The sequence below is a fragment of the Streptomyces sp. NPDC126497 genome (assembly GCF_040302425.1).
GTDB lineage: Bacteria > Actinomycetota > Actinomycetes > Streptomycetales > Streptomycetaceae > Streptomyces.
In genome coordinates this window covers 56,433-80,787 of sequence record NZ_JBEORT010000019.1, presented here as the reverse complement: position 1 = coordinate 80,787, position 24,355 = coordinate 56,433, and the positions used below count along the sequence as shown (strand labels likewise).

Genomic DNA, 24,355 nt, shown 5'->3' with positions numbered 1-24,355 from the left:
TTCTCGGTGGCGGTGCCCGCGCAGCAGGTGCTGTCGGCGACCGCGCCGTCGGCCAGCAGCCGCTGGTAGTAGCCGGGCACGATCCGGTCCAGGACCGAGGTGCCGGCCTGGCCGCTCGCGGCGGTGTGGTTGTAGACCACGTCCATCACGACCCGCAGGCCGTCCTCGTTGAGCGCCTTGACCATCTTCCGGAACTCGACCGTGCGCTCGGTGCCGTCCGGGTCGGTGGCGTAGGAGCCCTCCGGGACCGTGTAGTGGTAGGGGTCGTAGCCCCAGTTGTAGGCGTCCCGGGCGGCCGTCCTCGCCACGCACTCCTGCTGCTCGGCGGAGTCGGCCGGGTAGGAGGCCAGGTCGCAGTCGACACTCGCCTGCTCGGACTTGTCCTCGGGGACGGTGGCGATGTCGAACGCGGGCAGCAGGTGCACGTACGAGGTGCCGGCCTCGGCCAGCTCACGCAGGTGCCTGCGGCCGTCGCTGTCCTCGTCGGTGAAGGCGAGGTAGGTGCCGGGGTGCTCCGCCGTGCGGTCCGCCATGGAGAAGTCGCGGATGTGCAGTTCCTGGATCTGCGCGTCCTTCAGCGGCACGGCCCTCGGCTTGTCGTACGTCGACCACGCACGCGGCTTCAGGGACCGGTCGGCCAGGTCGACGACGAGACTGCGCTCGGAATCCGTGGTCAGGGCCACCGAGTAGGGGTCGGTGACCTTGTTGGTGACGATCTCGCGGGTGCTGGGCGCCCACACCTTCACCTTGTACCGGTACTCCTCGCCCTTCCAGGAGCGCGGGCCGGTGACGGACCAGACGCCGGTGGCGTCGTCGCGCCGCATCCGGACGGTGCGGTCGCCGATCTCCAGGGAGACGTCCTGCGCGGTCGGCGCCCACACGGAGAGGGTGGGCCGGCCGTGGCGGAACACCGGGCCGAGGTCCGCCTTCGTGGCGTCGGCCGCGTAGAGGTCGTCGAGCACGCCCGCGATCTGCACACCGGTCGCCGCGAGCACGGCGCCGTTGGCGGCGTGCTGGGCGGCGACGACCTGGCCGCGCAGGGCCTCGCGGACGCGGTCCCGGTCGCGCGGGTCGACGGACCAGGCGGTGCCGTCCTTCAGGTGCGGGAACTTCTCCTTCTGGGCGTCGGTGAGCGTCGCGCTCGTCAGCCGGAGCCAGCGGGCGTCCTCGCCGGTCAGCGCACCGCCCTGCACCTTGACGGAACCGGTGCGGGAGGCGAGGAGCTGGGTGGAGGCGGCGGCCTCGGAGCCGTTCCAGACGACGGTGTCGCGGTCGATCCAGACCGCCTTGGAGGTGGTCAGGTCGAGGGCGGCCGCGGAGCCCGCGGGCTGCGGCAGCAGGTACTTCTCCTGGCCGCTCACCAGCCACACCTCGTGGCCGTTCGCCCTGAGGTCCAGCGACTGGTCGGTGGGGAGGTCCTTCTCGTCGCCCTTGTGGAGGATGTAGCTGAGGCTGGTGGCACCCTCGGCGAGCGGCACCTCGAAGACAGCGCCATAGGCATCGGTCCTCACCGGCTCCAGGGGCTTCGACCAGTCGGTGGGGTTCGCGGCACCGGTCCAGGTGTGCAGGCCCCAGCCGTCGTAGTCGCCGTCGGCGCGGTGGTAGTGCAGGACCGCCTTGCTCTTGTCCTGGGCCGGGTAGTCGGGCCGTTCGGTGGTGACGGGTTCCTTGCCCTGCTCGATCCAGATCTCGCCGTGCCGGGTGACGTCGATGGTGCGGTCGGTGGCGACGTCCTTGTTGCCGTCCTCGTCGATGACGAGGAAGCCCACGTCGGACGCGCCGGGCTTGAGCTTGACGTAGGCGAAGGCGCCGTAGGCGTCCCGGCCGGTGAAGGGGTGGCTGTTCGGCCACTCGGTGGCCTCGCCGTCCGCGAGGTCGCCCCAGGCGTACAGGCCCCAGTCGTCGTAGTCGCCGTCCGTGCGCTTGTAGTGGACGATCGCGTGGTCGCGGGAGGCGGCGGTGGGCGGCTCCTCGGCGGGCGGGGTGCCCGTGGTGGAGGCGGCCAGGGCGCTCGCGGTGCGGCCGGCCGAGTCGATCACGACGGCCTTGTAGCGCAGGGCGGTGCCGGCGGGGACGTCCTCGCCGGGGGTGTGGGTGACCTTGTAGGGGGCGTGGTCGGCGGAGCCGAGCGTCCGCCACTTCCCGTCGCCGGTCTGGGCGGCGAAGACGACCCGGTTGAGCCGGCCGCCCTCGACGTCGGCGGTGACCTCGACGGTGCCGGTGGCGCCGGCGTCCGGGGCCTTGAGCGTGATGGTGGGCCGGGCGGCGGGCTTCGCGAGCGGGCCGGACGCCTTGAGGACGATCGCGGAGCCCGCCGGGACGGTGACCGTGATCCTCTTGTCGGCGTCGCTGGTGACGGTGGCGTCGGTGCCGTGGAGGCCCTTGAACGTCATCCGGGCGGAGCCGGTCGCGAAGGTGGCCTTCTTCGCCTCGCCGGCGTTGTTGAAGGCGACGACGTACTCGGTGGTGTCCTTGCCGGTGCCGGTGCGGGAGAAGGCGTAGACGCCCGCGCCGTCGTCCGCGTACCGCTCCTGCTGGATGCCGTCGGTGAGGGCAGGGTGGGCCTTGCGGAGCTTCGCGAGAGCGCTGATCTGCCGGTAGAGCGGTGCGCGCGTGTCGTAGGCGTCCTCGGCGTGGGTGCGGTCGGTGCCGATCAGGTCGTCGTCGAGGTAGTCGGCCGTACGGGAGGCGAACAGGCTCTGGCGGGCGTCCTTGTCGCCGCCGGCGCCGGTGAAGCCCTGCTCGTCGCCGTAGTAGACGACCGGGTTGCCGCGGCTGAGGAACATCAGCTCGTTGGCGAGCATGTCCTTCTTCAGCAGCTCCGCGTCGGAGGCCTTCGGGTTGTCCTGCGTCAGGAACGTCCCGAAGCGGCCCATGTCGTGGTTGCCGAGGAAGGTGACCTGCTCGTAGGCGTTGGCCTTGTCGGTCGTGTACTTGTAGTCGTCGCCGAAGACGGCCGCCAACTTCTTCGCGCTGCCGCCCTGCGAGGCGTACTGCCGTGCCGCCTCCTGGAAGGGGAAGTCGAGCGTGGCGTCCAGGCGGCCCCGGGTGACGTACGGGGCGGTGACGTTCGTGTCGGCGGAGTAGACCTCGCCGAACATGAAGAAGTCGTCCCGGCCCCTCTGGGCCGCGTAGGCGTCCAGGGCGGTGGCCCACTGGGTCCAGAACTCCATGTTGACGTGCTTCACGGTGTCGATCCGGAAGCCGTCGATGTCGAAGTCCTTCACCCACCGCTGGTAGATCTTCTCCATGCCGTCGACGACCTCGGGACGCTCGGTCCACAGGTCGTCGAGCCCGGAGAAGTCGCCGTACTCGGCGGACTCGCCGGCGAAGGTGGAGTCGCCCCGGTTGTGGTACATCTCCGGGTCGTTGAGCCAGGACGGGACCTTGACCCGCTTCTTGGCGTCCGGCACGACGGGGGTGCGCGGGAAGGAACCGCCGTCCACGCGCGGGAACTTCCGGGAGCCGTCGGCGTAGTCGGCGTCGTCGAAGGGCTCGCCGTCCTTCGTCAGGTACGGGAAGGCGCCCTTGGAGAGGTAGCCGTAGGACTTCTCCTCGTAGTCGACGACGTCGGCGGTGTGGTTGGTGATGACGTCGAAGAAGACCTTCATGCCCTTGGCGTGGGCCTTGTCGATGAGGTTCTCGAGGTCGTCGTTGGTGCCGAAGTGCGGGTCGACCTGGGTGAAGTCGGTGATCCAGTAGCCGTGGTAGCCGGCGGAGGCGTCCTTGCCGGTGCCCTGCACGGGCTGGTTCTTGAAGAGGGGCGCCATCCAGATGGCGGTGGTGCCGAGCCCCTTGATGTAGTCGAGCCTCTTCGTCAGGCCCTTGAGGTCGCCGCCCTGGTAGAAGCCCTTGTCGGTGGGGTCGTACCCGGTACTGAGGCGCGAACCGGTCAGTCCGCCGCGGTCGTTCCCGGTGTCGCCGTTGGCGAAGCGGTCCGGCAGGACGAAGTAGAACTGCTCGCGGGTCAGGTCGTGCCGCGCGGGCGACTCGGCGAGCTTCGCGTCCGAGGGCGGCGCGGGCGGGGTCGCGGCACGGGCGGCGACCGGCTGCACCAGGGTCGCGGCGAGCGCGGCCACGGTGACGGCGGCGACGCGTCCGCCCCGCGCGGTGCGGCGCCCCGGGGGCGCGGGCCATCTGGGTATCAAGGCGTGAACTCCTCGCGCTTACGGCTCATTGGGTCCGACCCCACGCCACGGCGACGGCCTGTTTCGGCCACGTCACCGGAGCGTCGGCGTGACCGTATCGCCGTTGAAAGCCTTACAGCAAGGGTTGTGAAAGTAACGGTAAGGACTTTCACGAGGGCGCGGGCCGTGCCGCCGTCCCGTGAACGGCGGCACGGCCCGCACGCGTTCAGCAGGACGACTTGCCGGCGTAGACCGCGAGGGCCGTGTTCGAGCCCAGGGTGGCGGTCAGCTGCCCGGAACCGTTCACGGTCACCGTGGTGTTGTTCTGGACGTTGCAGTACGTACCCGCGGCCAGGGAGGTCTGGTAGGTGCGGGTCAGGGGGCCGGACTCGTGGTTGACGGCCACGAAGCCCTTGCCGCCCCGGCCGAAGGCGATGGCGTCGCCTCCGTTGTCCCACCAGTTGGTGACCGCCTGGCCGCGGGTCGCGTTGCGGAAGGCGACCATGGACTTGATCTCCGGCCAGTTGTGCTGGCACTTCCAGCCGCTCTGCCAGCAGGCGCTCACCTGGCCGCCGTTCGGCGGTCCGGCGTCGTGGTCGGAGAACTCGTACCCGGAGTTGATGTCCGGGGCGCCGTAGGGCCAGGCCAGCATGAAGACGTTGGCCAGGGTGTAGGTGGCGCCGTCCTTGTAGCTGAGCGTGGAGCCGTTGCGTTCGGTGTCGTGGTTGTCGACGAAGACGCCGGAGACGGAGCCGTTCAGGTAGCCCCAGCCCTCGCCGTAGTTCTTCAGGTAGGCGAGGTTCTCGTTGTGGAAGACCCGCTTGAGGTCGTAGGCGTACCGGAATTCCTGGACGTCGCCGTTGCCCGTGTACTCGGCGGGCTGGACGGCCTCGCCGGCGCCGTGGATGACCTCCTGCTTCCAGTACGCGCCGGGGTTGCTCAGCCGGGACTTGATGGCGGCCAGGTCGGCGGCCGGCATGTGTTTGGCGGCGTCGATGCGGAAGCCGTCCACGCCGAGGGAGAGCAGGTCGTTCATGTACCCGGCGATGGTCCTGCGGACGTACTCCTCGCCGGTGTCGAGGTCGGCCAGGCCGACCAGTTCGCAGTTCTGGACGTTCCCGCGGTCCTGGTAGTTGGTGATCTGCGAGGTGCAGTTGTCGAAGTCGTACGAGGAGTACAGGCCGGGGTAGTCGTACTTCGTGTACGACGAACCGCCGGTGCCGGTGCCGCTGCCGGCGGACATGTGGTTGATGACCGTGTCGGCGACGACCTTGACGCCGGCCGCGTGACACGTGTCGACCATGTTCTTGAACGCGGCGCGGTCACCGAGCCGGCCGGCGATCCGGTAGCTGACGGGCTGGTACGACGTCCACCACTGCGCGCCCCGTATGTGCTCGGCGGGCGGGGAGACCTGGACGTACCCGTATCCGGCGGGGCCGAGGGTGGTGGTGCACTCGCGGGCGACGGAGGCGAAGTTCCACTCGAAGAGGACGGCGGTGACGTCCTTGCCGCCCGGCGGGGAGGCCTGCGCGCCGGTCGGGGTCATGACAACCGAGGCTGCCGCGAGTGCGGCGGCCACGGCGAGGGTTCTGCGTGCCATGTGGGGCTTCCTTCTTCATCGAAGGGTGTGGGGATGCCGCCCGGGTCGCATGAAGCTTCTTGCAGAAATCTTCAGCAACCTTGCGGCACCGCAGATGGTAGAGGCCCGCCGCCCGAAAGGGCAGCGGGCCGTACCAACTTCAATGAAAAAGTTGCGGGACGGACGTCAGCCCGTGGTCCACCACACCGTGGTGTCGGCGGGCACCGTCGCCTCGCCGGCCGTCTCCTCCACCTCACCGCTGGCGAGCAGGACGCGACCGTACACGGGGGTGGTCACCGGCTCCCCCGTGGTGTTGGCGACGCACACGAACTCCCCGCGCCGGAAGGCGAGGACGCCCTCGGGGGCCCGCAGCCACTCCACCGCGTCGCCCGCGCCCAGGTCGGCGTGGTCCCGGCGCGCCGCGAGCGCGGACCGGTACAGCTCCAGGGTCGAGCCGGGGTCGCCGGTCTGCGCCTCGACGCTCAGCCCGCCCCACTCCGCCGGCTGCGGCAGCCAGCTGCCGCCGTCGCCGAAGCCGTACGAGGAGCCCTCACGGGTCCACGGGATCGGCACCCGGCAGCCGTCGCGGAAGCCGTCCTGGCCGGCGCCCCGGAAGTACGCCGGGTCCTGGCGCACCTCGTCGGGGAGGTCCACGACGTCCGGCAGGCCGAGCTCCTCGCCCTGGTAGACGTAGGCCGAACCGGGCAGCGCCAGCATCAGCAGGGTGGCGGCGCGGGCGCGGCGCAGGCCCAGCTCGCGGTCGCCGGCCAGGCGGATCTGGGTGCCGAGGCCGGCCGGGTTGGCGAAGCGGGTGGCGTGCCGGGTGACGTCGTGGTTGGACAGCACCCAGGTGGCGGGGGCACCGACCGGGCGCATGGCGTCCAGCGTGCGGTCGATGACCGTGCGCAGCTCCTCGGCGTCCCAGTGGGTGCCCAGGTACTGGAAGTTGAACGCCTGGTGCAGTTCGTCGGGGCGGACGTAGTTGGCGGTGCGCTCGACGGTCGGGGTCCAGGCCTCCGCGACGAAGATGCGCTCGCCCGAGTACTCGTCGAGGATGAGCCGCCACTGGCGGTAGATGTCGTGCACGCCGTCCTGGTCGAAGAACGGCATGACATCGTTGCCCAGCAGCTTCAGCTGCTCATGGGATCCAAGGTCGGGAAGGCCTTCCGCCTTGACCATGCCGTGGGCGACGTCGATGCGGAAGCCGTCCACGCCCATGTCCAGCCAGAACCGCAGGATGGAGCGGAACTCGTCGCCGACGGCCGGGTGCTCCCAGTTGAAGTCGGGCTGCTCGGGCGCGAACAGGTGCAGGTACCACTCGCCGGGGGTGCCGTCGGGCTCGGTGACCCGGGTCCAGGCAGGACCGCCGAAGATCGACTCCCAGTCGTTGGGCGGCAGTTCGCCGTTCGCGCCCTTGCCGGGACGGAAGTGGTAGCGGTCGCGCGAGGGCGAGCCGGGGCCCTCGGCGAGGGCGCGCTTGAACCACTCGTGCTGGTCGGAGGAGTGGTTCGGGACCAGGTCGACGATGATCCGCAGGCCCAGCCCGTGGGCGTCGCGGATCAGCGCGTCGGCGTCGAGGAGGGTGCCGAACATGGGGTCGACGGCGCGGTAGTCGGCGACGTCGTAGCCGGCGTCGGCCTGCGGCGAGGCGTAGAAGGGGCTGAGCCACACGGCGTCCACACCGAGGTCGCGCAGGTACGGCAGGCGGGAGCGGATGCCCTCCAGGTCGCCCATGCCGTCGCCGTTGCTGTCGGCGAAGCTGCGCGGGTACACCTGGTAGATCACCGCGTCCCGCCACCAGTCGCGGCGCCGGGTGACGGTGGCGACGGCCGCGTCGGTGGTGGGGGTCGGGGCCGGGGCGGCGGAGTGCTGCTGGCTCATGTCGTCCTTGATACGAGTGCGGTCGGGGAGACGAGTGGGGGTGCGCGGCGGGAGACGAGGCGGCCGCGGTGACGGCGGGGTCCGGGGTCCCCCCGCTCGAGCGAAGCCGAGAGTGGGGGAGGACACCGCGGCCGCCTACCCGCGCGCGGCAGGCGCGCGCGGGAGTCGTCGCACGAAGGGGGTCAGCCCTTCGTGCCGCCGGCGGTGAGGCCGGTGACCAGGTTCTTCTGCACGAGGTAGAAGAACGCGGAGACCGGTATCGCGATCAGGACCGCGGTGGCGGCCATGAGGTTGCGCTGTGCGTCGTGCTCGCTGACGAAGCTCTGCAGACCGACGGCGAGCGTGTACTTCTCGTCGTCGAGCATGAACGTCGTGGCGAAGGCGACCTCGCCGAACGCGGTGATGAAGCTGTAGAACGCGGCGACCGCCAGTCCGGGCTTGGCGAGCGGCAGGATCAGCCGCGCGAACGTGCCGAAGGGGGTCAGCCCGTCGACGCGTCCCGCCTCGTCGATCTCGAACGGGATGGTGTCGAAGTAGCCCTTCATCAGCCAGGCGCAGTACGGCACCGCCGTCGAGCAGTAGACGAGGACGAGTCCAGGGTAACTGTCGATGAGCTGCAGGTCCGAGAGGATCTGGTACATCGGGACCATCAGGACGGCCACCGGGAACATCTGGGTGAGCAGGAGCACCCACATGAACTTCCGGTAGCCCGGGAAGCGCATGCGGGAGACCGCGTAGCCGGTGGTGGCGGCGACCAGGACGCCGATGACCGTGGTGCCGAGCGAGACGATCAGCGAGCTCTTCAGCCAGTGGAAGAAGTTCGTGTTCTGCAGGACGAACGAGTAGTTGTCCAGCGTCATCTTGCCCCAGATGCCGCCGGGACGCAGGTAGTCGTCCTTGTCGGGGCCGAGGGAGAGGAAGACCAGCCAGGCGACCGGGAACAGCGCGATCAGACTGGCCACGGTCAGCACGCCGTGCGTGGTGAGGCGGGCCAGCGGGCTGCTCTCGCCGCGCCGGCGCGACCCGCGGGCCGGGGCCCCGTCGTCGGCAGGCCGGTCCGCCGGAGCAGTGGGGGTGACGGTGGAGGTGCTCATGGGGACTCCTGCCTCAGATCGCGAGCTGCTGCTCATTGCGGTTCAGCCAGCGGCGGTAGAAGGAGGTGAAGACGACGAGGATGGCCAGCAGCAGCATGCCGTAGGCCGCGGACTCGGCGAACTCGCGCGGCTGCTGTCCGAAGCCGAGCTGGTAGGCCCAGGTCACGAGGATCTGTGCCTCCGGGGCGGTGTTGCCGAACAGCAGGAAGATCACGGCGAACTGGTTGAAGGTCCAGATGATGCCGAGCAGGACCACGGTGGAGCTGACCGAGCGCAGGCCGGGCAGGGTGACGTGGCGGAACCGCTGCCAGGCGTTCGCGCCGTCCATCTCGGCCGCCTCGTACAGGCTGGCGTCGATGGACTGCAGCCCGCCGAGCAGGGAGATCATCATGAAGGGCACACCGCACCAGGTGTTGACCGTGATGGCGGCGACGCGCTGCCAGAAGGTGTCCTCCAGCCACGCCGGGGTCGGCAGCCCGAGGGAGTCCAGGGCGGTGTTGATGATGCCGGCGTCGGCGAGCATGAAGCGCCAGCCGAAGACGGTGACGAAGGTCGGCACGGCCCACGGCAGGATCAGGACCAGCCGGTAGAGGGTGCGCCCGCGCAGCTTCTGGTTGAGCAGCAGGGCGAGGCCCAGGCCGATGCCGTAGTGCAGGGCGACACAGGCGGCCGTCCACACGATCGTCCAGATGAAGTGCGACCAGAAGCGGTCGTAGGCCGTCTCGCCCCACAGGATGTCGGCGTAGTTGTCGATGCCGATGAACTCGTAGGTGGCCTCGATCTCGTTGACGCCGATGGTGCGGGCCGAGTTCAGGCTGTCCGCGTCGGTGAGGGTGAGGTAGAAGCCGTACGCCAGGGGGTACAGCACGATGACGCCGAGCACCAGGACCACCGGCGCGATCATGGCGTAGGCGTACCAGTGCTTCTGGAAACTGCGCTTCAGGCGGCCGGCCGGGCCGGGGCGGGGCGCGCGGTCACCGCGGCGCTTGCCGGTCGCGCGGTCGATGGCGACTGTCATGGTTCGGCACCTTCTGGATGATCAAGGAGTACGGCACACGGGCCGGCGGCCGCCGGACCCTCCCCTCCTGGAACCGGGTCCGGCGGCCGCACGGGATTACTTGCTGAAGTCCGGCACCAGCTTGACGAACGCGGTCTCCACGTCGCCCAGGCCCTTGTCCAGGGACTCCTTGCCGCTCGCGATCTGCGGGAGCTCGTCGTCCAGCGGACCCCACAGCGAGCTGTACTCGGGCAGGGCCGGGCGCGGCTGGGCGGCGGAGAGGACCGTCTGGTAGCCGGCGATGCCCGGGTCGGCCTTGACCTTGTCGGTGTAGGCGTCGTCACGCGTGGGCAGCGTGGAGTTCTTCAGCGCGATGGTCTCCTGCGCCTTGGCCGAGGTCATGAAGTTCACGAACTTCAGCGCGGCCTCCTGCTTCTCCTTGGTGGAGCCGGCGTAGACGGAGAGGTTGTGGCCGCCGGTCGGGGCGCCCGCCTTGCCGGCGGAGCCGGCCGGGACGGTGGCGATGCCGAGGTTGTTCCTGTCCTTGAAGGCGGAGCCCTTGTAGAAGTTGGTGATCTCCCACGGGCCCTGGATGATCGAGGCGACCTTGCCGTTGACGAACGCGTCCTGGATGTGGGCGTAGGCGTCGGCGGTGACGTCGGCCTTGTGCAGGCCCTTGCCCTCGAAGAGGTCCAGCCAGGTGCCGTACGCCTTCTCGGCCTCGGCGGACTTGACGGTGATCTTCTTGGCGTCGGCGTCGACCATGTCGGTGCCCTCGCCGTACAGGAACGGCTGGGCGTAGTAGCCGGCGGTGGAGCCCCAGTAGCCGTCGACGCCGGTCTTGTCCTTGATCGTGGCGGCGGCCTTCTTCAGGTCGTCCCAGGTCTTGGGGGCCTCGACGCCGGCCTTCTCGAACAGGGCCTTGTTGTAGACGAAGGCGAGGGTGTCCGTGGTGAAGGGGACGCCGTAGGTCTTGCCCTCGTACTTGGCCTGCTCGATCAGGTTGGGCTTGAACTTGTCCTGCTCGGCGAGGGCCTCGGTGCCGTCCAGCGGCAGGAAGAAGCCCTTCTTGGCGAAGGCGGGGGTCCAGCCGACCTCGGAGCGCAGCACGTCGGGGGCGCCCTTGGAACCGGCGGCGGTGTCGAACTTGTTCTGCGCCTGGTCGAAGGGGACGTTGACGAAGTTGACCTTGATGTCCTTGTTGGCGGCCTCGAACTCCTTGACCAGGGCCTTGTAGGTCGGCGCCTCGTTGGTCGCGTTGGAGGTGTCCCACCAGGTGATGGTGACCGGGCCGCCGGCCTCGTCTCCGCTGTCGCCGTCTCCGCCGCAGGCCGTCGCCGCGAGGGCGAGGGACGCCACCAGCGCGGTGGCCGCTATGCCACGCCGCATGAGTTCTCCTTGAGGGTTAAGCCCGTGAGTGCAGGTACGGCCCCGTCTGCCGTCCTGCGAAACGTGCCGACTGCGCCGATGGAGCCGCCGGGCGACGTGAACGTAACAGCGATGGAACCGTTTCGAAAGACCTTGCAGAAAACTTTTGCAAGCGACGCCGACAGTTATGCTGCCGTGACCTGTTCTCGACCGCGCGGCGACCCGGGTTTCCGCCCGTACGACAGGGCTTCGGACTGTTGTGCAAGACTCTGCAAGCACTTGCCATCCGCTTCCGCCGGGAGAATCATCCCTTGCGGACCGGACGCCGACCACGACTTGAGGGATCGCGATGACCCAGCAGCCCGCAGCGGGCCGTTCGACGGCGCGCACCAGGCGTCCCGTCGGTGTGCAAGGGGAGAACCGGCAGCTACAGTCCGGTCCTGTGACCACACGCCTCGCCGACATCGCTGCTCAGGCGGGGGTGAGCGAGGCGACCGTCAGCCGGGTCCTGAACGGGAAGCCGGGCGTCGCCGCCACCACCCGCCAGTCCGTGCTCGCCGCCCTCGACGTCCTCGGCTACGAGCGCCCGGTGCGGCTGCGGCAGCGCAGCGAGGGCCTGGTCGGGCTGATCACCCCCGAGCTGGAGAACCCGATCTTCCCGGCGCTGGCCCAGGTCATCGGGCAGGCGCTGACCCGCCAGGGCTACACGCCGGTGCTCGCCACCCAGACCCCGGGCGGGTCGACGGAGGACGAGCTCACCGAGATGCTCGTGGACCGCGGGGTGGCCGGCATCATCTACGTCTCCGGACTGCACGCCGACACCACCGCCGACACGCAGCGCTACGACCGGCTGCGGGCGCAGGGCGTGCCGTTCGTGCTGGTCGACGGTTTCTCGCCGAAGGTGCAGGCGCCGTTCATCTCCCCCGACGACCGGGCCGCGATGGCGCTCGCCGTCACCCACCTCGCCTCCCTGGGCCACACCCGGATCGGGCTGGCGCTCGGGCCGAAGCGGTTCGTACCGGTGCAGCGCAAGATCGAGGGCTTCGTGCGCGCCGTGCAGGAGCAACTGGGGCTGAGCGCCGAGACGGTCGAGACGGAGCTGATCCAGCACTCGCTGTACACGCTGGAGGGCGGCCAGGCGGCCGCGACCGCGCTGATGGACCGCGACTGCACGGCGGTGGTGTGCGCGAGCGACATGATGGCGCTGGGCGCGATACGGGCGGCCCGGCAGCGGGGCCTGGACGTGCCGAAGGACATCTCGGTGGTCGGCTTCGACGACTCCCCGCTGATCGCCTTCACCGACCCGCCGCTGACCACGGTCCGCAAGCCGGTCCCGGCGATGGGCCAGGCCGCGGTGCGCACGCTGCTGGAGGAGATCGGCGGAACGCCCGCGCCGCACAGCGAGTTCGTGTTCATGCCGGAACTGGTGGTGCGCGGTTCGACCGCTTCGGCCCCGGGTGACCGGAATCGTCCCTAGGGCGGAGGAGGCGGACCCCTGCGCACTACCGCGGCAGGAGGGCGCGGGCCTGCGCCCGGAGGAGAACGTGCGGGTCCGGCCCGACCGGGGGAGGATCTGACGGAGGGGTCCTTTCTGGCAGACTCTGGCCTATGGGTGACACGACGGTGACAACGCTGGAAGGCCGGCACGAGGCCGCAGCGCACCCCGTCGCACAGGAGGCGGGGCCACGTCGCCTGCGCCGTCTGCGCGCCCCGCGCCGGCCCCGGCTGTGGTTCGAGATCCTGCTCATCGGGGTGAGTTACTGGACGTACTCGCTCGTCCGCAACGCCGTGCCCGAGCAGCGGGCCGAGGCCCTGCGCAACGCCGACTGGATCTGGCGGCTGGAGGACCGACTGGGCCTCGCCGTCGAGGAGTCCGTCAACCACGCCGTGAACTCGGTGACTTGGCTCATCGTCGGCATGAACTACTACTACGCCACCCTGCATTTCGTGGTGACGCTGGGTGTCCTGGTGTGGCTCTACCGTGGCCATCCCGGCCGGTACGCGGCGACCCGCACGGTCCTCTTCGCCACCACCGGCATCGCCCTCGTCGGCTACTACCTGTACCCGCTCGCCCCGCCCCGGCTGATGAACGGCCGGGATTTCATCGACACCGTGATGGTCCACCAGACCTGGGGGTCGATGGCCTCCGGCGACCTGAAGAACATGTCCAACCAGTACGCGGCGATGCCCTCGATGCACATCGGCTGGTCGGTCTGGTCCGGTCTGACGCTCTTCGCGCTGGCCACCGTCCCGTGGGTGCGGGTGCTGGGCCTGCTGTACCCGGTGGGCACGCTGGTGGTCATCGTCGCCACCGCCAACCACTTCTGGCTGGACGCGGTGGGCGGCGTGGTCTGCCTGGCCTTCGGCTACGGCGTCGCCCTGCTCTGGTACGGCCGCCGGCCGTACGCCCTGCCGAGGACGGTACCGGGCCGGGAGGAACGGCCGCCGGAGCGGATCGCGGTGCCCAAGCAGGGCTGAGCCGAGCGGGGTTGGGCGCAGCGGGGCCGAGGGGGGGGTCACGACCCCCCGTAGAACAGCTCCTCCATCACGCTCCGCGCCCGCCGTGCCGTCCGCCGGTACGCGTCGAGCATGTCGCCGACGTGGCCGGGGCCGTAGCCGAGGTAGCGGCCGACGGCGCCCAGTTCGCGGGGCTGTGTGGGGAAGGTGTCCCCCGCGCGGCCCTTGACCAGCATCACCGCGTTGCGCACCCGGGTGGCCAGCACCCAGGCCTCGTCGAGGGTGGAGGCGTCGTCCTCGGAGATCAGCCCGGCCGCGCGGGCGGCGGCCAGCGCCTGCCGCGTGCGGGTGGTGCGCAGGCCCGGTTCCCGCGCGGCGTGCCGCAGCTGGAGCAGCTGCACGGTCCACTCCACGTCGGACAGCCCGCCGGGCCCGAGCTTGGCGTGCAGCTTGGGGTCGGCGCCGCGCGGCAGCCGCTCGGACTCCATGCGGGCCTTCAGCCGGCGGATCTCGCGCACGGCCTCCTCGTCGAGTCCGGCGGCCGGGTAGCGCAGCGGGTCGATCAGCTCGGTGAAGCGGCGGCCCAGGTCCTCGTCCCCGGCGACGTGTTCGGCGCGCAGCAGCGCGTGCCGCTCCCACACCAGCGACCAGCGGCGGTAGTACGCCTCGTACGACGTGAGCGTGCGCACCATCGGGCCGGACCTGCCCTCCGGGCGCAGGTCGGCGTCGATGAGCAGCGGCGGGTCGGCGCTGGGGATCTGCAGCAGCCGGCGCATCTCGGCGACCACCTTGTTCGCGGCCTCGGCGGCCTCCCGCTCGTCGACGCCGTCGCGCGGTTCGTGGACGAACAGGACGTCCGCGTCGGAGCCGTAGCCCAGCTCGTGCCCGCCGAAGCGGCCCATGCCGATGATCGCGAAGCGGGTGGGCAGCATGTCGCCCCAGCCCTCGCGGACCACGGCGCGCAGCGTGCCGGCGAGGGTGGCGGCCGTCAGGTCGGAGACCGCGCCGCCCACCAGGTCCACCAGGGCGCCCTGGTCGGCCTCGGCGGGCTGGGACTCGGTGCCGTAGGAGCCGACGATGTCGGCGGCGGACGTGCGGAACAGCTCGCGGCGGCGCACCCCGCGGGCGGCCGTGACGCCCTGGACGGCGTTGTCGGCGCGGCGGACGGCGGCGAGGACCTCCTGCTCCAGCGAGGCCCGGGGGCGGGGGGTGAGTCCCCCGCCGTCCCCGTCGCCGAGCAGGGCCACCGCCTCGGGGGCGCGCATCAGCAGGTCGGGGGCGAGCCGGCCGGCGGACAGCACGCGGGCCAGGTTCTCGGCGGCGGCGCCCTCGTCGCGCAGCAGCCGCAGGTACCAGGGGGTCTTGCCGAGGGCGTCGGAGACCTTGCGGAAGTTCAGCAGGCCGGCGTCCGGGTCGGCGGAGTCCGCGAACCAGCCGAGCAGCACGGGCAGCAGGGTGCGCTGGATGGCGGCCTTGCGGGTGACGCCGGAGGCCAGCGCCTCCAGGTGGCGCAGCGCGGCGGCCGGATCGGCGTACCCGAGGGCCACCATGCGCTCCCGTGCGGCCTCGGCGCTGAGCCGGGCCTCGCCGGGGGCGAGCGCGGCGACGGCGTCCAGCAGCGGCCGGTAGAACAGCTTCTCGTGCAGCCGCCGTACGACGGAGGCGTGCCGTCTCCACTCGCGGGTCAGGGTGGTGACCGGGTCGGTGCGCAGGCCGAGGGAGCGGCCCAGGCGGCGCAGGTCGGTCTCGTCCTCGGGGACGAGGTGGGTGCGGCGCAGCCGGTGGAGCTGGATGCGGTGCTCCAGGGAGCGCAGGAAGCGGTAGGCGTCGTCGAGCTGGGCGGCGTCCGCGCGGCCGACGTAGCCGCCGGCGGCGAGGGCCTTCAGCGCGTCGAGGGTGGTGCCGCTGCGCAGGGAGGCGTCGGCGCGGCCGTGCACCAGCTGGAGCAGCTGCACCGCGAACTCGACGTCCCGCAGGCCGCCCGGACCGAGCTTGAGCTGGCGGTCGACCTCGGCGGCGGGGATGTTCTCCACCACCCGGCGGCGCATCTTCTGCACGTCGGCGACGAAGTTCTCCCGCTCGGCGGCCTGCCACACCAGCGGCTGGAGCGCGGCCACGTACTCCTCGCCGAGCGCCCGGTCGCCGGCCACCGGACGGGCCTTGAGCAGCGCCTGGAACTCCCAGGTCTTGGCCCAGCGCTGGTAGTAGGCGAGGTGCGAGGCGAGGGTGCGCACCAGCGGCCCGTTGCGGCCCTCGGGACGCAGGTTGGCGTCGACGGGCCAGATGGAGCCCTCGACGGTGGTCTCGGAGCAGATCCGCATCAGGTGCGAGGCGAGCCGGGTGGCGGCGCGCAGCGCCTTGTCCTCGTCGGCCCCGTCGGCCGCCTCGCCCACGAAGACGACGTCGACGTCGGAGACGTAGTTCAGCTCGTGTCCCCCGCACTTGCCCATCGCGATCACCGCGAGTCGGCACAGCGCGGCGTCCTCGGGCGCGTCGGCCCGGGCGAGGGCGAGGGCGGCGCGCAGGGTGGCGGTGGCCAGGTCGGCGAGCTCGGCGGCGGTCTGGGCGACCTCGATGGTGCCGCAGACGTCGCGGGCGGCGATGGACAGCAGGCAGCGCCGGTAGGCGACGCGCAGCGAGACCGGGTCGGCGGCGCCGGCGAGGCCCCGCTCGAACTCCTCGACGCCCGGGTGCAGGTCGCGCGGTTCGTAGGTGACCAGGGCCTGCCAGTCGCTCGGGTGCCGGGTCAGGTGGTCGGCGAGCGCCTCGGAGGCGCCGAGCACCCCGAGCAGCCGGTCCCGCAGCGGCTTGGCGGCTATCAGGGTGTCCAGCAGCTCCTGGCGGGCGGTGGCCCCGTCCTGCGCCTCCAGCAGCCGTACGAGACCGCGCAGCGCGAGGTCGGGGTCGGCGGTGGCGCCGAGGGCGTCCAGCAGCACGGGGTCGTTGCGCACGGGCGTCAGTCCGTCGCTGTCGAGCAGGTGCTCGGCGGCGGACGGATCGGTGAAGCCGTGCCGCAGCAGCCGCGTGAAGGTACTGCTCCTGCGCCCCGGCGCCGACGTCATCCCCGGCCTCCCTCGTGCCTCGTGCCTGTGCCCGGTGCACATGCCCCGGATCTGGGTCGTACGGCCACGAGCCTATCGGGAGTACGGGCCCGCGGCCCGGGGCGCGGTGACATGCCGTTGCCGGCGTTTCGGTGGCGCGGCGGGCGGTTTTCGGATTCGGTGGGAGGGAGCCCCTCGGCCGGAGCCGGTGGCGGTCCGGCCGTCGCCCGGCCGGCTGTCGACGAAGGAGTCGCCGTTCCATGGACATGACCCTCGAAGTGATCCCCCTCCCCGTGAGCGACATCGACCGCGCCAGGGACTTCTACCGGGACAAGGTCGGCTTCCACGTCGACATCGACCAGGAGGTCGTGCCGGGCATGCGCATCGTCCAGCTGACCCCGCCCGGCTCCGGCTGCTCGATCGCCCTCGGCGACACCCTGTGGAAGTCGACCCCCGGCCCCACCCCGCCCCCCGGCTCCTACCAGGGGCTGCAGCTCTGCGTCGCCGACATCGAGGCGGCCCGTGCGGAACTGACCGCCCGTGGCCTGGAGGTCTCCGAGCCGGTCCGGTACGCCGACTCCGACGGCGCCACCTTCATGTACTTCACGGACCCGGACGGCAACGGCTGGGCGGTCCAGGAGTACCGGCGGCGGGCGACGGAGCCGCTGCACAAGGCGCTGGGGGGACCGGCGCAGGGGTAGGGCCGCCGTCGCCGGTCGGAGGGCGTCGGGAAGGACCCGGAAGCAGGAGAGGCCGCCGCCCGCCGGACGCGGCGCCCAGAAGTCCCGGAGGCCTCCGGTGAGAGTGGCGTCCGTGTCGTGTCCGGCGGCGGGGGCGACGTCGACCGCGTCCACCGGGTCCGGCGACGCGCGGCGGGCCCGGACGGCCGGCGCGGCGTCCAGGGTCTCCGGCGCCGGCGGAGCCGGGACCAGCCGCGTCCGCCGGACGCGCCCGGTGAGGGAGCGAGGGACTCCACCGGCCGCCCCGCGCCCGGCGCGGCCGGTGGCCACCTGGTGCGTCTCCGTGAGCGCGAGTGGGCCGGCGACGGGGAAGCCGCACCGGTCCGCGACACACATTGCCCGCAAAGGGTGTCAAACCATGCCAAATGGCCACTCGGGGTGAGACGGACGGCCATGTGTGCGGTCCGGGACGCGCGTTCCGGCCCACGCCCGGTCACCGGACACGGGCCGTACGCACCCATCCGATGAGGAGAGGTCGCCGATGAGTGAGTCCGTACGAACCGGATCCGGGGGCACCGGAGACAAGGTCAAGGCAGAGACCTCCGCCACGGCCGGCCAGGCCAAGCAGGCCGCCGGACAGGTCGCGGGGACCGCGGCGGAACAGGCGCGGGCCGTCGTGGGTGAGGCGCGGCAGCAGGCCGGCACGGTCATCGAGGACCTGCGGGTCCGCGCGATCGACGAGGCGGACGGGCAGACGAAGCGGGCGGCCGGCACGCTGCGGCAGTGGGCGAACGACTTCTCCGGCCTGGCCGCGCACGCGGAGAAGGACTCGCCCGCCCGCAGCCTGGCGGCCCGCGCGGGCGACAAGGGGATGCGGGCGGCCGACTACCTGGAGCGGCAGGGGGTCGAAGGCCTCGTCGCCGACCTCCAGGGCTTCGCCCGGCGCCGCCCCGGCGCCTTCCTCGGCGGCGCGCTGCTGGCCGGACTGGCCGTCGGGCGCCTGGCGAAGGTGGCGCAGGCGTCCCGGACCGACGGGGACGGACAGCGACAGGTCACCGCCGCCCCGGCGACCGGGGCCCTGCCGGCCGCTCCCCCGCCGGGGACCGCACCGCCCACTCCGCCGGACCTCGGCACGTCGGGCCGCCCGTTCCCGGAGGTATGAGATGGCCACGCTGTCACCGCTGTCCCGGGCCCGCTCGGCCGAGCCGTACGGGGAGGAGCGGTCCGCGGGTGAGCTGCTGTCCCGGGTGACCTCCGACCTGCAGGTCCTCTTCCGCCAGGAGGTGGAGCTGGCCAAGGCCGAGGTCAAGGAGGAGGGCGCCAAGGCGGGCAAGGCGGCCGGGATGTACGGCGGCGCCGGCTTCGCCGGCTACCTGGTGCTGCTGTTCCTGTCGCTGGCGGCCATGTTCGGTCTGGCCAACGTGATGGACGCCGGCTGGGCCGCGCTGATCGTCGCCGCGCTGTGGGCCGTCGCCGCGGCCGTGCTGTACCGGAAGGGCCGCGCGAAGATGCGCACCGTCTCGCCGAAGCCCGAGAACACCGTCCAGACCCTGAAGGAGGACGCGGAATGGGCACGTCACCCGACCAAATGAGGGCCGAGATAGCGGCCACCCGCAACCAGCTGTCCGCGGACGTGGACCGTCTCGCCGACCGGGCCAGCCCGCGCCGCATGGCCCGCCGCCGCAAGGCGAGGATGCGGCGCACGGTGTCGGGCGTCCGTGACCGCGTCATGGGCACCGCGTCCCACACGGCACACGGCGTGGCGGACACCGCCCGGTCGGCGGCCGGCTCGGTGCAGTCGGCGGCGGGCTCGGCGGCCGGCTCCGTGCAGGAGGGCACCGGACGCGCGGCCGACACGGCGCGCGAGGCCGCCGGCCAGGCGGGAGAGGCCATCCAGCAGACGCCCGAGATGGCCCGCCGCCAGACGCAGGGCAACCCGATCGCCGCCGGCCTGGTCGCCTTCGGCGTCGGCCTGCTGGCCGCCTCGATGGTGCCCGCCTCCGAGAAGGAGCAGCAGAAGGCGTCCGAGCTGATGGAGCGCGGCGCCGAGGCGCTGGAGCCGGTCAGGCAGGCCGCCGGCGAGTCCGCGCAGCACCTGAAGGAGGGCGCCAAGGAGACCGCGCAGAGCGCGGCCGCCGAGGTGAAGGACACCGCGCAGCAGGCGGCCCGCGCCACCCAGGACGAGGCCCGCGGCCAGGCCGGCCAGGTCACCGACCAGGCCAAGGACTCCGGCCGCAGCCTCAAGGACGAGGCCAAGAGGCGCACCGGCCCCGCCTGAGACCGGGCGCCGGCCCGGTCAGCGGGTGAGGATCAGGAACAGGATGACGGTCGCCACCGCGCTGATGAGCAGTGACCCGACGCAGCCGACCCGATTGCTGAAGAAGAAGAACATGCCCGCCGGGTACCCCGCGCCGCCGCCCCCAACGGGCGCGGCGGCCCCCGTCCGTCCCTCGTGGCGGCGGCGTGGGCCCCGGTTCCGTGGCACGGCACGCCGGCCGAGGCCGGGGGCCGCCGTGAGGACGGCCCCCGGTGCGCGTCAGCCGGCGTACGTCTCGAACTCGGCGATCCTCGGGGTGCCCGAGGCGCTGGTGATCTCGAGGGTGATCTTCTTCAGGGAGGTCGCGGAGAAGCCGATGACGCCCGCTCCGCTGCCGGAGGCCAGGACGGCCCCCGTGTCGTGGTTGACGAGCCGGTAGGCGTTGATGGTGCCCGAGCCCGACGCCTGCCGGATGTTGACCTTGGACACCTTGGTGGCGGAGCCCCACTTCACCGAGACGGAGCCGGTCGAGCCGGACGGCGACCAGTACGTGCTCGTGCTGCCGTCGACGACGTTGCCGTAGCTCGTCCCGGAGGCCTTGGAGGAACCGTCGGCGCCCGCGCCGAGGCTGAGGTTGGTACCGGTGGGCGGGTCAGTGGGGTCCGGGTCCGTCGGGTCCGGGTCCGGGTCGGTCGGGCCGGGGTCGGTCGGGTCGGGGTTCTGCGGGGTGCAGCTGCCGTCCGAGACCTTCAGGCCCTTGTTGGCGCCCGCCGTCTGGCCCACCACGCCCGGCACGCAGGTGGCCGCGTCGAGGGTGTAGGCGTACGGAATGCCGACCGACGTGTTCGACGTCGGGTTCGGACCGGCCGGGTTGGTGTCGCCGCTGCGCGAGGACCAGGTCACGTTGTCGAAGATGTTGCCGCTGACCTGCCAGTAGCCGGCCGCGTCGGTGTAGAACGTGCCGAGGACGTCCTTGGAGTCCTCGAAGTAGTTGTTGTCCACCTTGGCGCGGGCGCCGGCGCGGGAGTTGATCCCGGACTCGTTCAGGTTCCTGTAGTGGTTGTTGTAGATGTGCGCGATGCCGCCGCGCAGCAGGGGCGTGCGGGAGTCGATGTTCTCGTACAGGTTGTGGTGGAACGTGACGTACCCGTTCGAGGTGTCGCTCTCGCTGGAGCCGATGAGGCCGCCGCGGCCGGAGTTGCGCAGGACGCTGTAGGACAGCGTCACGTACTGGGTGTTGTCCTTCATGTCGAAGAGGCCGTCGTAGCCCTCCGACTCCCCGCCGGACGCCTCCAGCGTGGTGTGGTCGACCCAGACGTTGCGGACATCGCTTTCCATGCCGATGGCGTCCCCGCCGTTCGACGTGGGCGAGCCCGACTTCTTGACGTTCCGGATCGTCACGTTCTGGATGATGATGTTGCTGGACTCCCGGATGTGGATGCCCAGTTGGTCGAAGACGGCGCCGTTGCCGACACCGACGATCGTGACGTTGCTGATCTGCTTGAGCTCGATCCTGTCGGCGGCGGTGCTGCAACTGCCGCCCGACACCTTGGTGGTGTTGCCGTGGTTGATGGTGCCCTCGACCTGGATGGTGATCGGGGTGGAGCTGCTGGCCCGGCCGCACAGGGCCTGGTGGATCGCGGTGCCGGTGGTGGCGCGGACCGTCTGGCCGCCCGCGCCGCCGGTGGTCCCGCCGTTCTGGGTGGCGTAGCCGGTGACGCCACCGGTGGCGGCGGACGCCGAGGACGTGGACAGGGCCACGCCGGTCGCCGCCGCGAGGGCTCCCGTGGCCAGTAACGCGGAGAGCCGCACTGCGACTGTTCGTCTCATTCTCGTCTCGCCTTTCGCTCTCGGGTGCCGGGCGTTCCGCACCGAGCCGTCTTATGTCATGGGCATGTCAGTACTGCCGATGAGGGGGGCGGGGGTGGGCCGGCCCATCGGCGAGAAAGCGCTTTCTTGATGTCTGCCGCGACAGTAGGGCCACATCCGAGGGACTGGCAAGGTTCCGCGCAGTTACGGAAGGACTGCTTCCACTTCCTGGAGACGGGTGCGCGCCCTCTAGGACGTGATCTGTCCTAGATGGCTTCTAGCGTGGTCCTCGACCGCGGAACAGGACGACGGAAGGCGGAGACCATGACCGTGAACGAGCCGGCCACCAGCGACGCTGTCGAGGCCCCGGCGGTGAGCGGTGAGCGCGCCGACCTGCTGGAGACGCTCGCCAAGCACCGGCACTTCCTGCGCTTCACCACCCGTGACCTCACCGACGAGCAGGCCGGACTGCGGACCACCGCCGGCGAGCTCTGCCTGGGCGGCCTGATCAAGCACGTCGCCTCGGTCGAGCGGGGCTGGGTCGACTTCATCCTGAACGGCCCCTCCGCGATGCCGGACTTCACGGCCATGACCGAGGAGGACTGGGCCCGGCGGGCCGACGAGTTCCGGATGCTGCCCGGTGAGACGCTGGCCGGCGTGCTGGCCGACTACGCCGGCGTGGCCGCCCGGACCGACGACCTGGTCGCGGCGCTGCCCGACCTCGACGCCTCGTGGCCCCTGCCGAAGGCCCCGTGGTTCGAGGGCGACGTGCGCTGGACGGCCCGCAGGACGCTGCTGCACATCATCGCCGAGACCGCCCAGCACGCGGGCCACGCCGACATCGTCCGCGAATCGCTGGACGGCGCGAAGAGCATGGGCTGACGGGGGCCGCGCGCCCGAGCGCCGGCGCCGCCCCTTCGAAGGCGCCCGGGGCCGGTGAGTGGGCCAGGGGGCCGACGGTTCGTGACCGTCGGCCCCCTGGCCGTCACGGCGGGAAACCCGCTCCGGCCCGCGCCTACAGCACCGGCAGGTTCTTGCGGAGTTCGAAGGCGGTGACCTCGCTGCGGTACTCCTCCCACTCCTGGCGCTTGTTGCGCAGGAAGAAGTCGAAGACGTGCTCGCCGAGGGTCTCGGCGACCAGGTCGCTGCGCTCCATCAGGGTCAGGGCCTCGCCCAGGTTCTGCGGCAGGGGCTCGATGCCCAGCGCACGGCGCTCCGCGTCGGACAGGGCCCACACGTCGTCCTCGGCGCCCGGCGGGAGCTCGTAGCCCTCCTCGATGCCCTTCAGGCCCGCGGCCAGCAGGACGGCGTAGGTCAGGTACGGGTTGGCGCCGGAGTCGATGGAGCGGACCTCCACGCGCGCCGAGCCGGTCTTGCCGGGCTTGTACATGGGCACGCGGACCAGCGCCGAGCGGTTGTTGTGGCCCCAGCAGATGTACGAGGGGGCCTCGCCGCCGGCGCCGGCCGTGCGTTCCGTGCCGCCCCAGATGCGCTTGTAGGAGTTGACCCACTGGTTGGTGACCGCGGAGATCTCCGCGGCGTGCCGCAGCAGGCCCGCGATGAAGGAGCGGCCGACCTTGGAGAGCTGGTACTCGGCGCCGGACTCGTAGAACGCGTTGCGGTCGCCCTCGAAGAGGGAGAGGTGGGTGTGCATGCCGGAGCCCGGATACTCGGAGAAGGGCTTGGGCATGAAGGTCGCCTGCACCCCCTGCTCCAGCGCCACCTGCTTCATGACCAGGCGGAACGTCATGACGTTGTCCGCCGTGGAGAGCGCGTCCGCGTAGCGCAGGTCGATCTCCTGCTGGCCGGGGGCGCCCTCGTGGTGGGAGAACTCCACCGAGATGCCCATCGACTCCAGCATGGTGATCGCCTGGCGGCGGAAGTCCATGCCGACGTTCTGCGGGGTGTGGTCGAAGTAGCCGGAGTTGTCCGCGGGGGTCGGGCGGCTGCCGTCCAGCGGCTTGTCCTTCAGCAGGAAGAACTCGATCTCCGGGTGGGTGTAGAAGGTGAAGCCCAGGTCGGAGGTGCGGGCCAGGGCGCGCTTGAGGACGTAGCGCGGGTCGGCGAAGGACGGGGAGCCGTCCGGCATCAGGATGTCGCAGAACATGCGGGCCGTGCCGGGGGCCTCGGCGCGCCAGGGGAGGATCTGGAACGTCGACGGGTCCGGCTTGGCGATCATGTCGGACTCGTACACCCGGGCGAACCCCTCGATGGCGGAGCCGTCGAAGCCGATCCCCTCGTCGAACGCCTGCTCCAGCTCGGCGGGGGCGACGGCCACGGACTTGAGGAAGCCCAGCACGTCGGTGAACCACAGGCGCACGAACCGGATGTCGCGCTCCTCCAACGTCCGGATCACGAACTCCTGCTGCTTGTCCATCTTCCGCTTCCCCATCCTCACCGGTCAGGCCGCCCGTCCGCTCCCACGCCCCGGGGAGACCGCCGGGCGGTGCGAGCATCCCACCACATCAGCGTTTCACACGCGTTGCCGACCTCGATCGGCCGGCTTGCCGCGGCGCCGACGCCCCGCACACGACAGATGTACCGCTCCGGGACCCATCCTGCCCGTTCGGGCCGGCATCCGTAACGGGCGGCTCACGGCCTCGGGGAGATGCCCAGCAGGAGGGGGCCCGTGGGGCTCGCGACGATGTCCGCCACCGTGACCGGGTCCAGCGAGGCGAAGAACGCCTCCTGGGCCCGGCGCAGGGCGCCGCGCAGTCGGCAGGCCGGGCTCAGCGGGCAGGGGGAGGAGGAGGCGGTGCCCTCGCAGTCGACGACGTCGCCCTCCCCCTCGAAGGACCGCACCAGGGCGCCCACCGAGGCGGTGCGGCCCTCCTCCGTGAGCGCGAGGCCGCCTCCCCTGCCGCGCCGGGCCGTGAGCAGGCCCATGCGCTGCAGTTCCGCGACGACCTTCGCGGCGTGGGTGTACGGCACGTCCATGGCCGCCGCGACGTCGCGTGTCGTCGGGTGGGAGTCGCCGGCCACCGCGAGGCGCATGAGGACCCGGAGGGCCAGGTCGGTGGAGCGGAGGAGCCTCATACCACGCAGCGTAAATAATGCGAATCCAG

17 protein-coding genes are annotated in these 24,355 nt (G+C 71.5%); 7 read left to right on the top strand and 10 right to left on the bottom strand.

The genetic code is table 11. The features are described from left to right. From ABTY20_RS12305 to ABTY20_RS12280, 6 genes are all read right to left on the bottom strand, one after another. Positions 1-4,148: alpha-amylase family glycosyl hydrolase (locus tag ABTY20_RS12305; protein ID WP_351996913.1), on the bottom strand; the 4,148-nt coding region annotated here is incomplete at its 3' end. Positions 4,149-4,353: 205 nt separating this feature from the next. Then, positions 4,354-5,727 carry an alpha-amylase gene (locus ABTY20_RS12300; protein WP_351996912.1) on the bottom strand — a complete coding sequence of 458 codons (1,374 nt, stop codon included), beginning with the start codon at positions 5,725-5,727 and terminating at the stop codon, positions 4,354-4,356. A gap of 165 nt (positions 5,728-5,892) precedes the next feature. Continuing rightward, on the bottom strand, positions 5,893-7,587 hold the full coding sequence (locus tag ABTY20_RS12295; RefSeq protein WP_351996911.1) for a glycoside hydrolase family 13 protein: 1,695 nt from the start codon (positions 7,585-7,587) through the stop codon (positions 5,893-5,895). 182 nt (positions 7,588-7,769) lie between these two features. Then, the gene (locus tag ABTY20_RS12290; protein WP_351996910.1) at positions 7,770-8,681 is read right to left on the bottom strand and encodes a sugar ABC transporter permease; all 912 of its coding nucleotides are present in this window, start codon (positions 8,679-8,681) and stop codon (positions 7,770-7,772) included. A gap of 13 nt (positions 8,682-8,694) precedes the next feature. Continuing rightward, positions 8,695-9,699: a carbohydrate ABC transporter permease gene (locus tag ABTY20_RS12285; protein WP_351996909.1), complete on the bottom strand. Its 1,005-nt coding sequence runs from the start codon at positions 9,697-9,699 to the stop codon at positions 8,695-8,697. 96 nt (positions 9,700-9,795) lie between these two features. Continuing rightward, complete coding sequence (locus ABTY20_RS12280; RefSeq protein ID WP_351996908.1) at positions 9,796-11,067, bottom strand: extracellular solute-binding protein; 1,272 nt, start codon at positions 11,065-11,067, stop codon at positions 9,796-9,798. A 421-nt stretch (positions 11,068-11,488) separates the two neighbouring features. Here ABTY20_RS12280 and ABTY20_RS12275 point away from each other — a divergent pair, with 421 nt between their 5' ends. Then, positions 11,489-12,523, top strand: a complete 1,035-nt coding sequence (locus ABTY20_RS12275; protein ID WP_351996907.1) for a LacI family DNA-binding transcriptional regulator — start codon at positions 11,489-11,491, stop codon at positions 12,521-12,523. A gap of 131 nt (positions 12,524-12,654) precedes the next feature. Continuing rightward, complete coding sequence (locus ABTY20_RS12270) at positions 12,655-13,524, top strand: phosphatase PAP2 family protein (RefSeq protein ID WP_351996906.1); 870 nt, start codon at positions 12,655-12,657, stop codon at positions 13,522-13,524. A gap of 38 nt (positions 13,525-13,562) precedes the next feature. Here the strand turns inward: ABTY20_RS12270 and ABTY20_RS12265 are convergent, their stop codons facing one another. Next, positions 13,563-16,565 (bottom strand): bifunctional [glutamine synthetase] adenylyltransferase/[glutamine synthetase]-adenylyl-L-tyrosine phosphorylase, encoded by a 3,003-nt coding sequence (locus tag ABTY20_RS12265; RefSeq protein ID WP_351996905.1) that lies wholly within the window; start codon positions 16,563-16,565, stop codon positions 13,563-13,565. A gap of 239 nt (positions 16,566-16,804) precedes the next feature. On the opposite strand from ABTY20_RS12265, the gene ABTY20_RS12260 reads away from it, so the two are divergent. From ABTY20_RS12260 to ABTY20_RS12245, 4 genes are all read left to right on the top strand, one after another. After that, positions 16,805-17,245, top strand: a complete 441-nt coding sequence (locus ABTY20_RS12260) for a VOC family protein (RefSeq protein ID WP_351996904.1) — start codon at positions 16,805-16,807, stop codon at positions 17,243-17,245. 520 nt (positions 17,246-17,765) lie between these two features. Then, positions 17,766-18,386: a hypothetical protein gene (locus tag ABTY20_RS12255; protein ID WP_351996903.1), complete on the top strand. Its 621-nt coding sequence runs from the start codon at positions 17,766-17,768 to the stop codon at positions 18,384-18,386. A gap of 1 nt (position 18,387) precedes the next feature. Then, positions 18,388-18,816 carry a phage holin family protein gene (locus tag ABTY20_RS12250; RefSeq protein WP_351996902.1) on the top strand — a complete coding sequence of 143 codons (429 nt, stop codon included), beginning with the start codon at positions 18,388-18,390 and terminating at the stop codon, positions 18,814-18,816. Further along, entirely contained in the window at positions 18,792-19,502 is a 711-nt protein-coding gene (locus tag ABTY20_RS12245) for a DUF3618 domain-containing protein (RefSeq protein ID WP_351996901.1), read from the top strand. The genes ABTY20_RS12250 and ABTY20_RS12245 overlap by 25 nt, the downstream gene beginning before the upstream one ends. A gap of 258 nt (positions 19,503-19,760) precedes the next feature. Here ABTY20_RS12245 and ABTY20_RS12240 read toward each other — a convergent pair whose 3' ends face one another. After that, positions 19,761-21,311: a pectate lyase family protein gene (locus ABTY20_RS12240; protein WP_351996900.1), complete on the bottom strand. Its 1,551-nt coding sequence runs from the start codon at positions 21,309-21,311 to the stop codon at positions 19,761-19,763. Between the two features lie 303 nt (positions 21,312-21,614). On the opposite strand from ABTY20_RS12240, the gene ABTY20_RS12235 reads away from it, so the two are divergent. After that, positions 21,615-22,172, top strand: a complete 558-nt coding sequence (locus tag ABTY20_RS12235) for a DinB family protein (protein ID WP_351996899.1) — start codon at positions 21,615-21,617, stop codon at positions 22,170-22,172. Between the two features lie 133 nt (positions 22,173-22,305). Here ABTY20_RS12235 and glnA2 read toward each other — a convergent pair whose 3' ends face one another. Continuing rightward, entirely contained in the window at positions 22,306-23,667 is a 1,362-nt protein-coding gene (gene glnA2 / locus ABTY20_RS12230) for a gamma-glutamylpolyamine synthetase GlnA2 (RefSeq protein WP_351996898.1), read from the bottom strand. 215 nt (positions 23,668-23,882) lie between these two features. After that, positions 23,883-24,326 (bottom strand): RrF2 family transcriptional regulator, encoded by a 444-nt coding sequence (locus ABTY20_RS12225; protein ID WP_351996897.1) that lies wholly within the window; start codon positions 24,324-24,326, stop codon positions 23,883-23,885. Between the last annotated feature and the right edge of the window lie 29 nt (positions 24,327-24,355).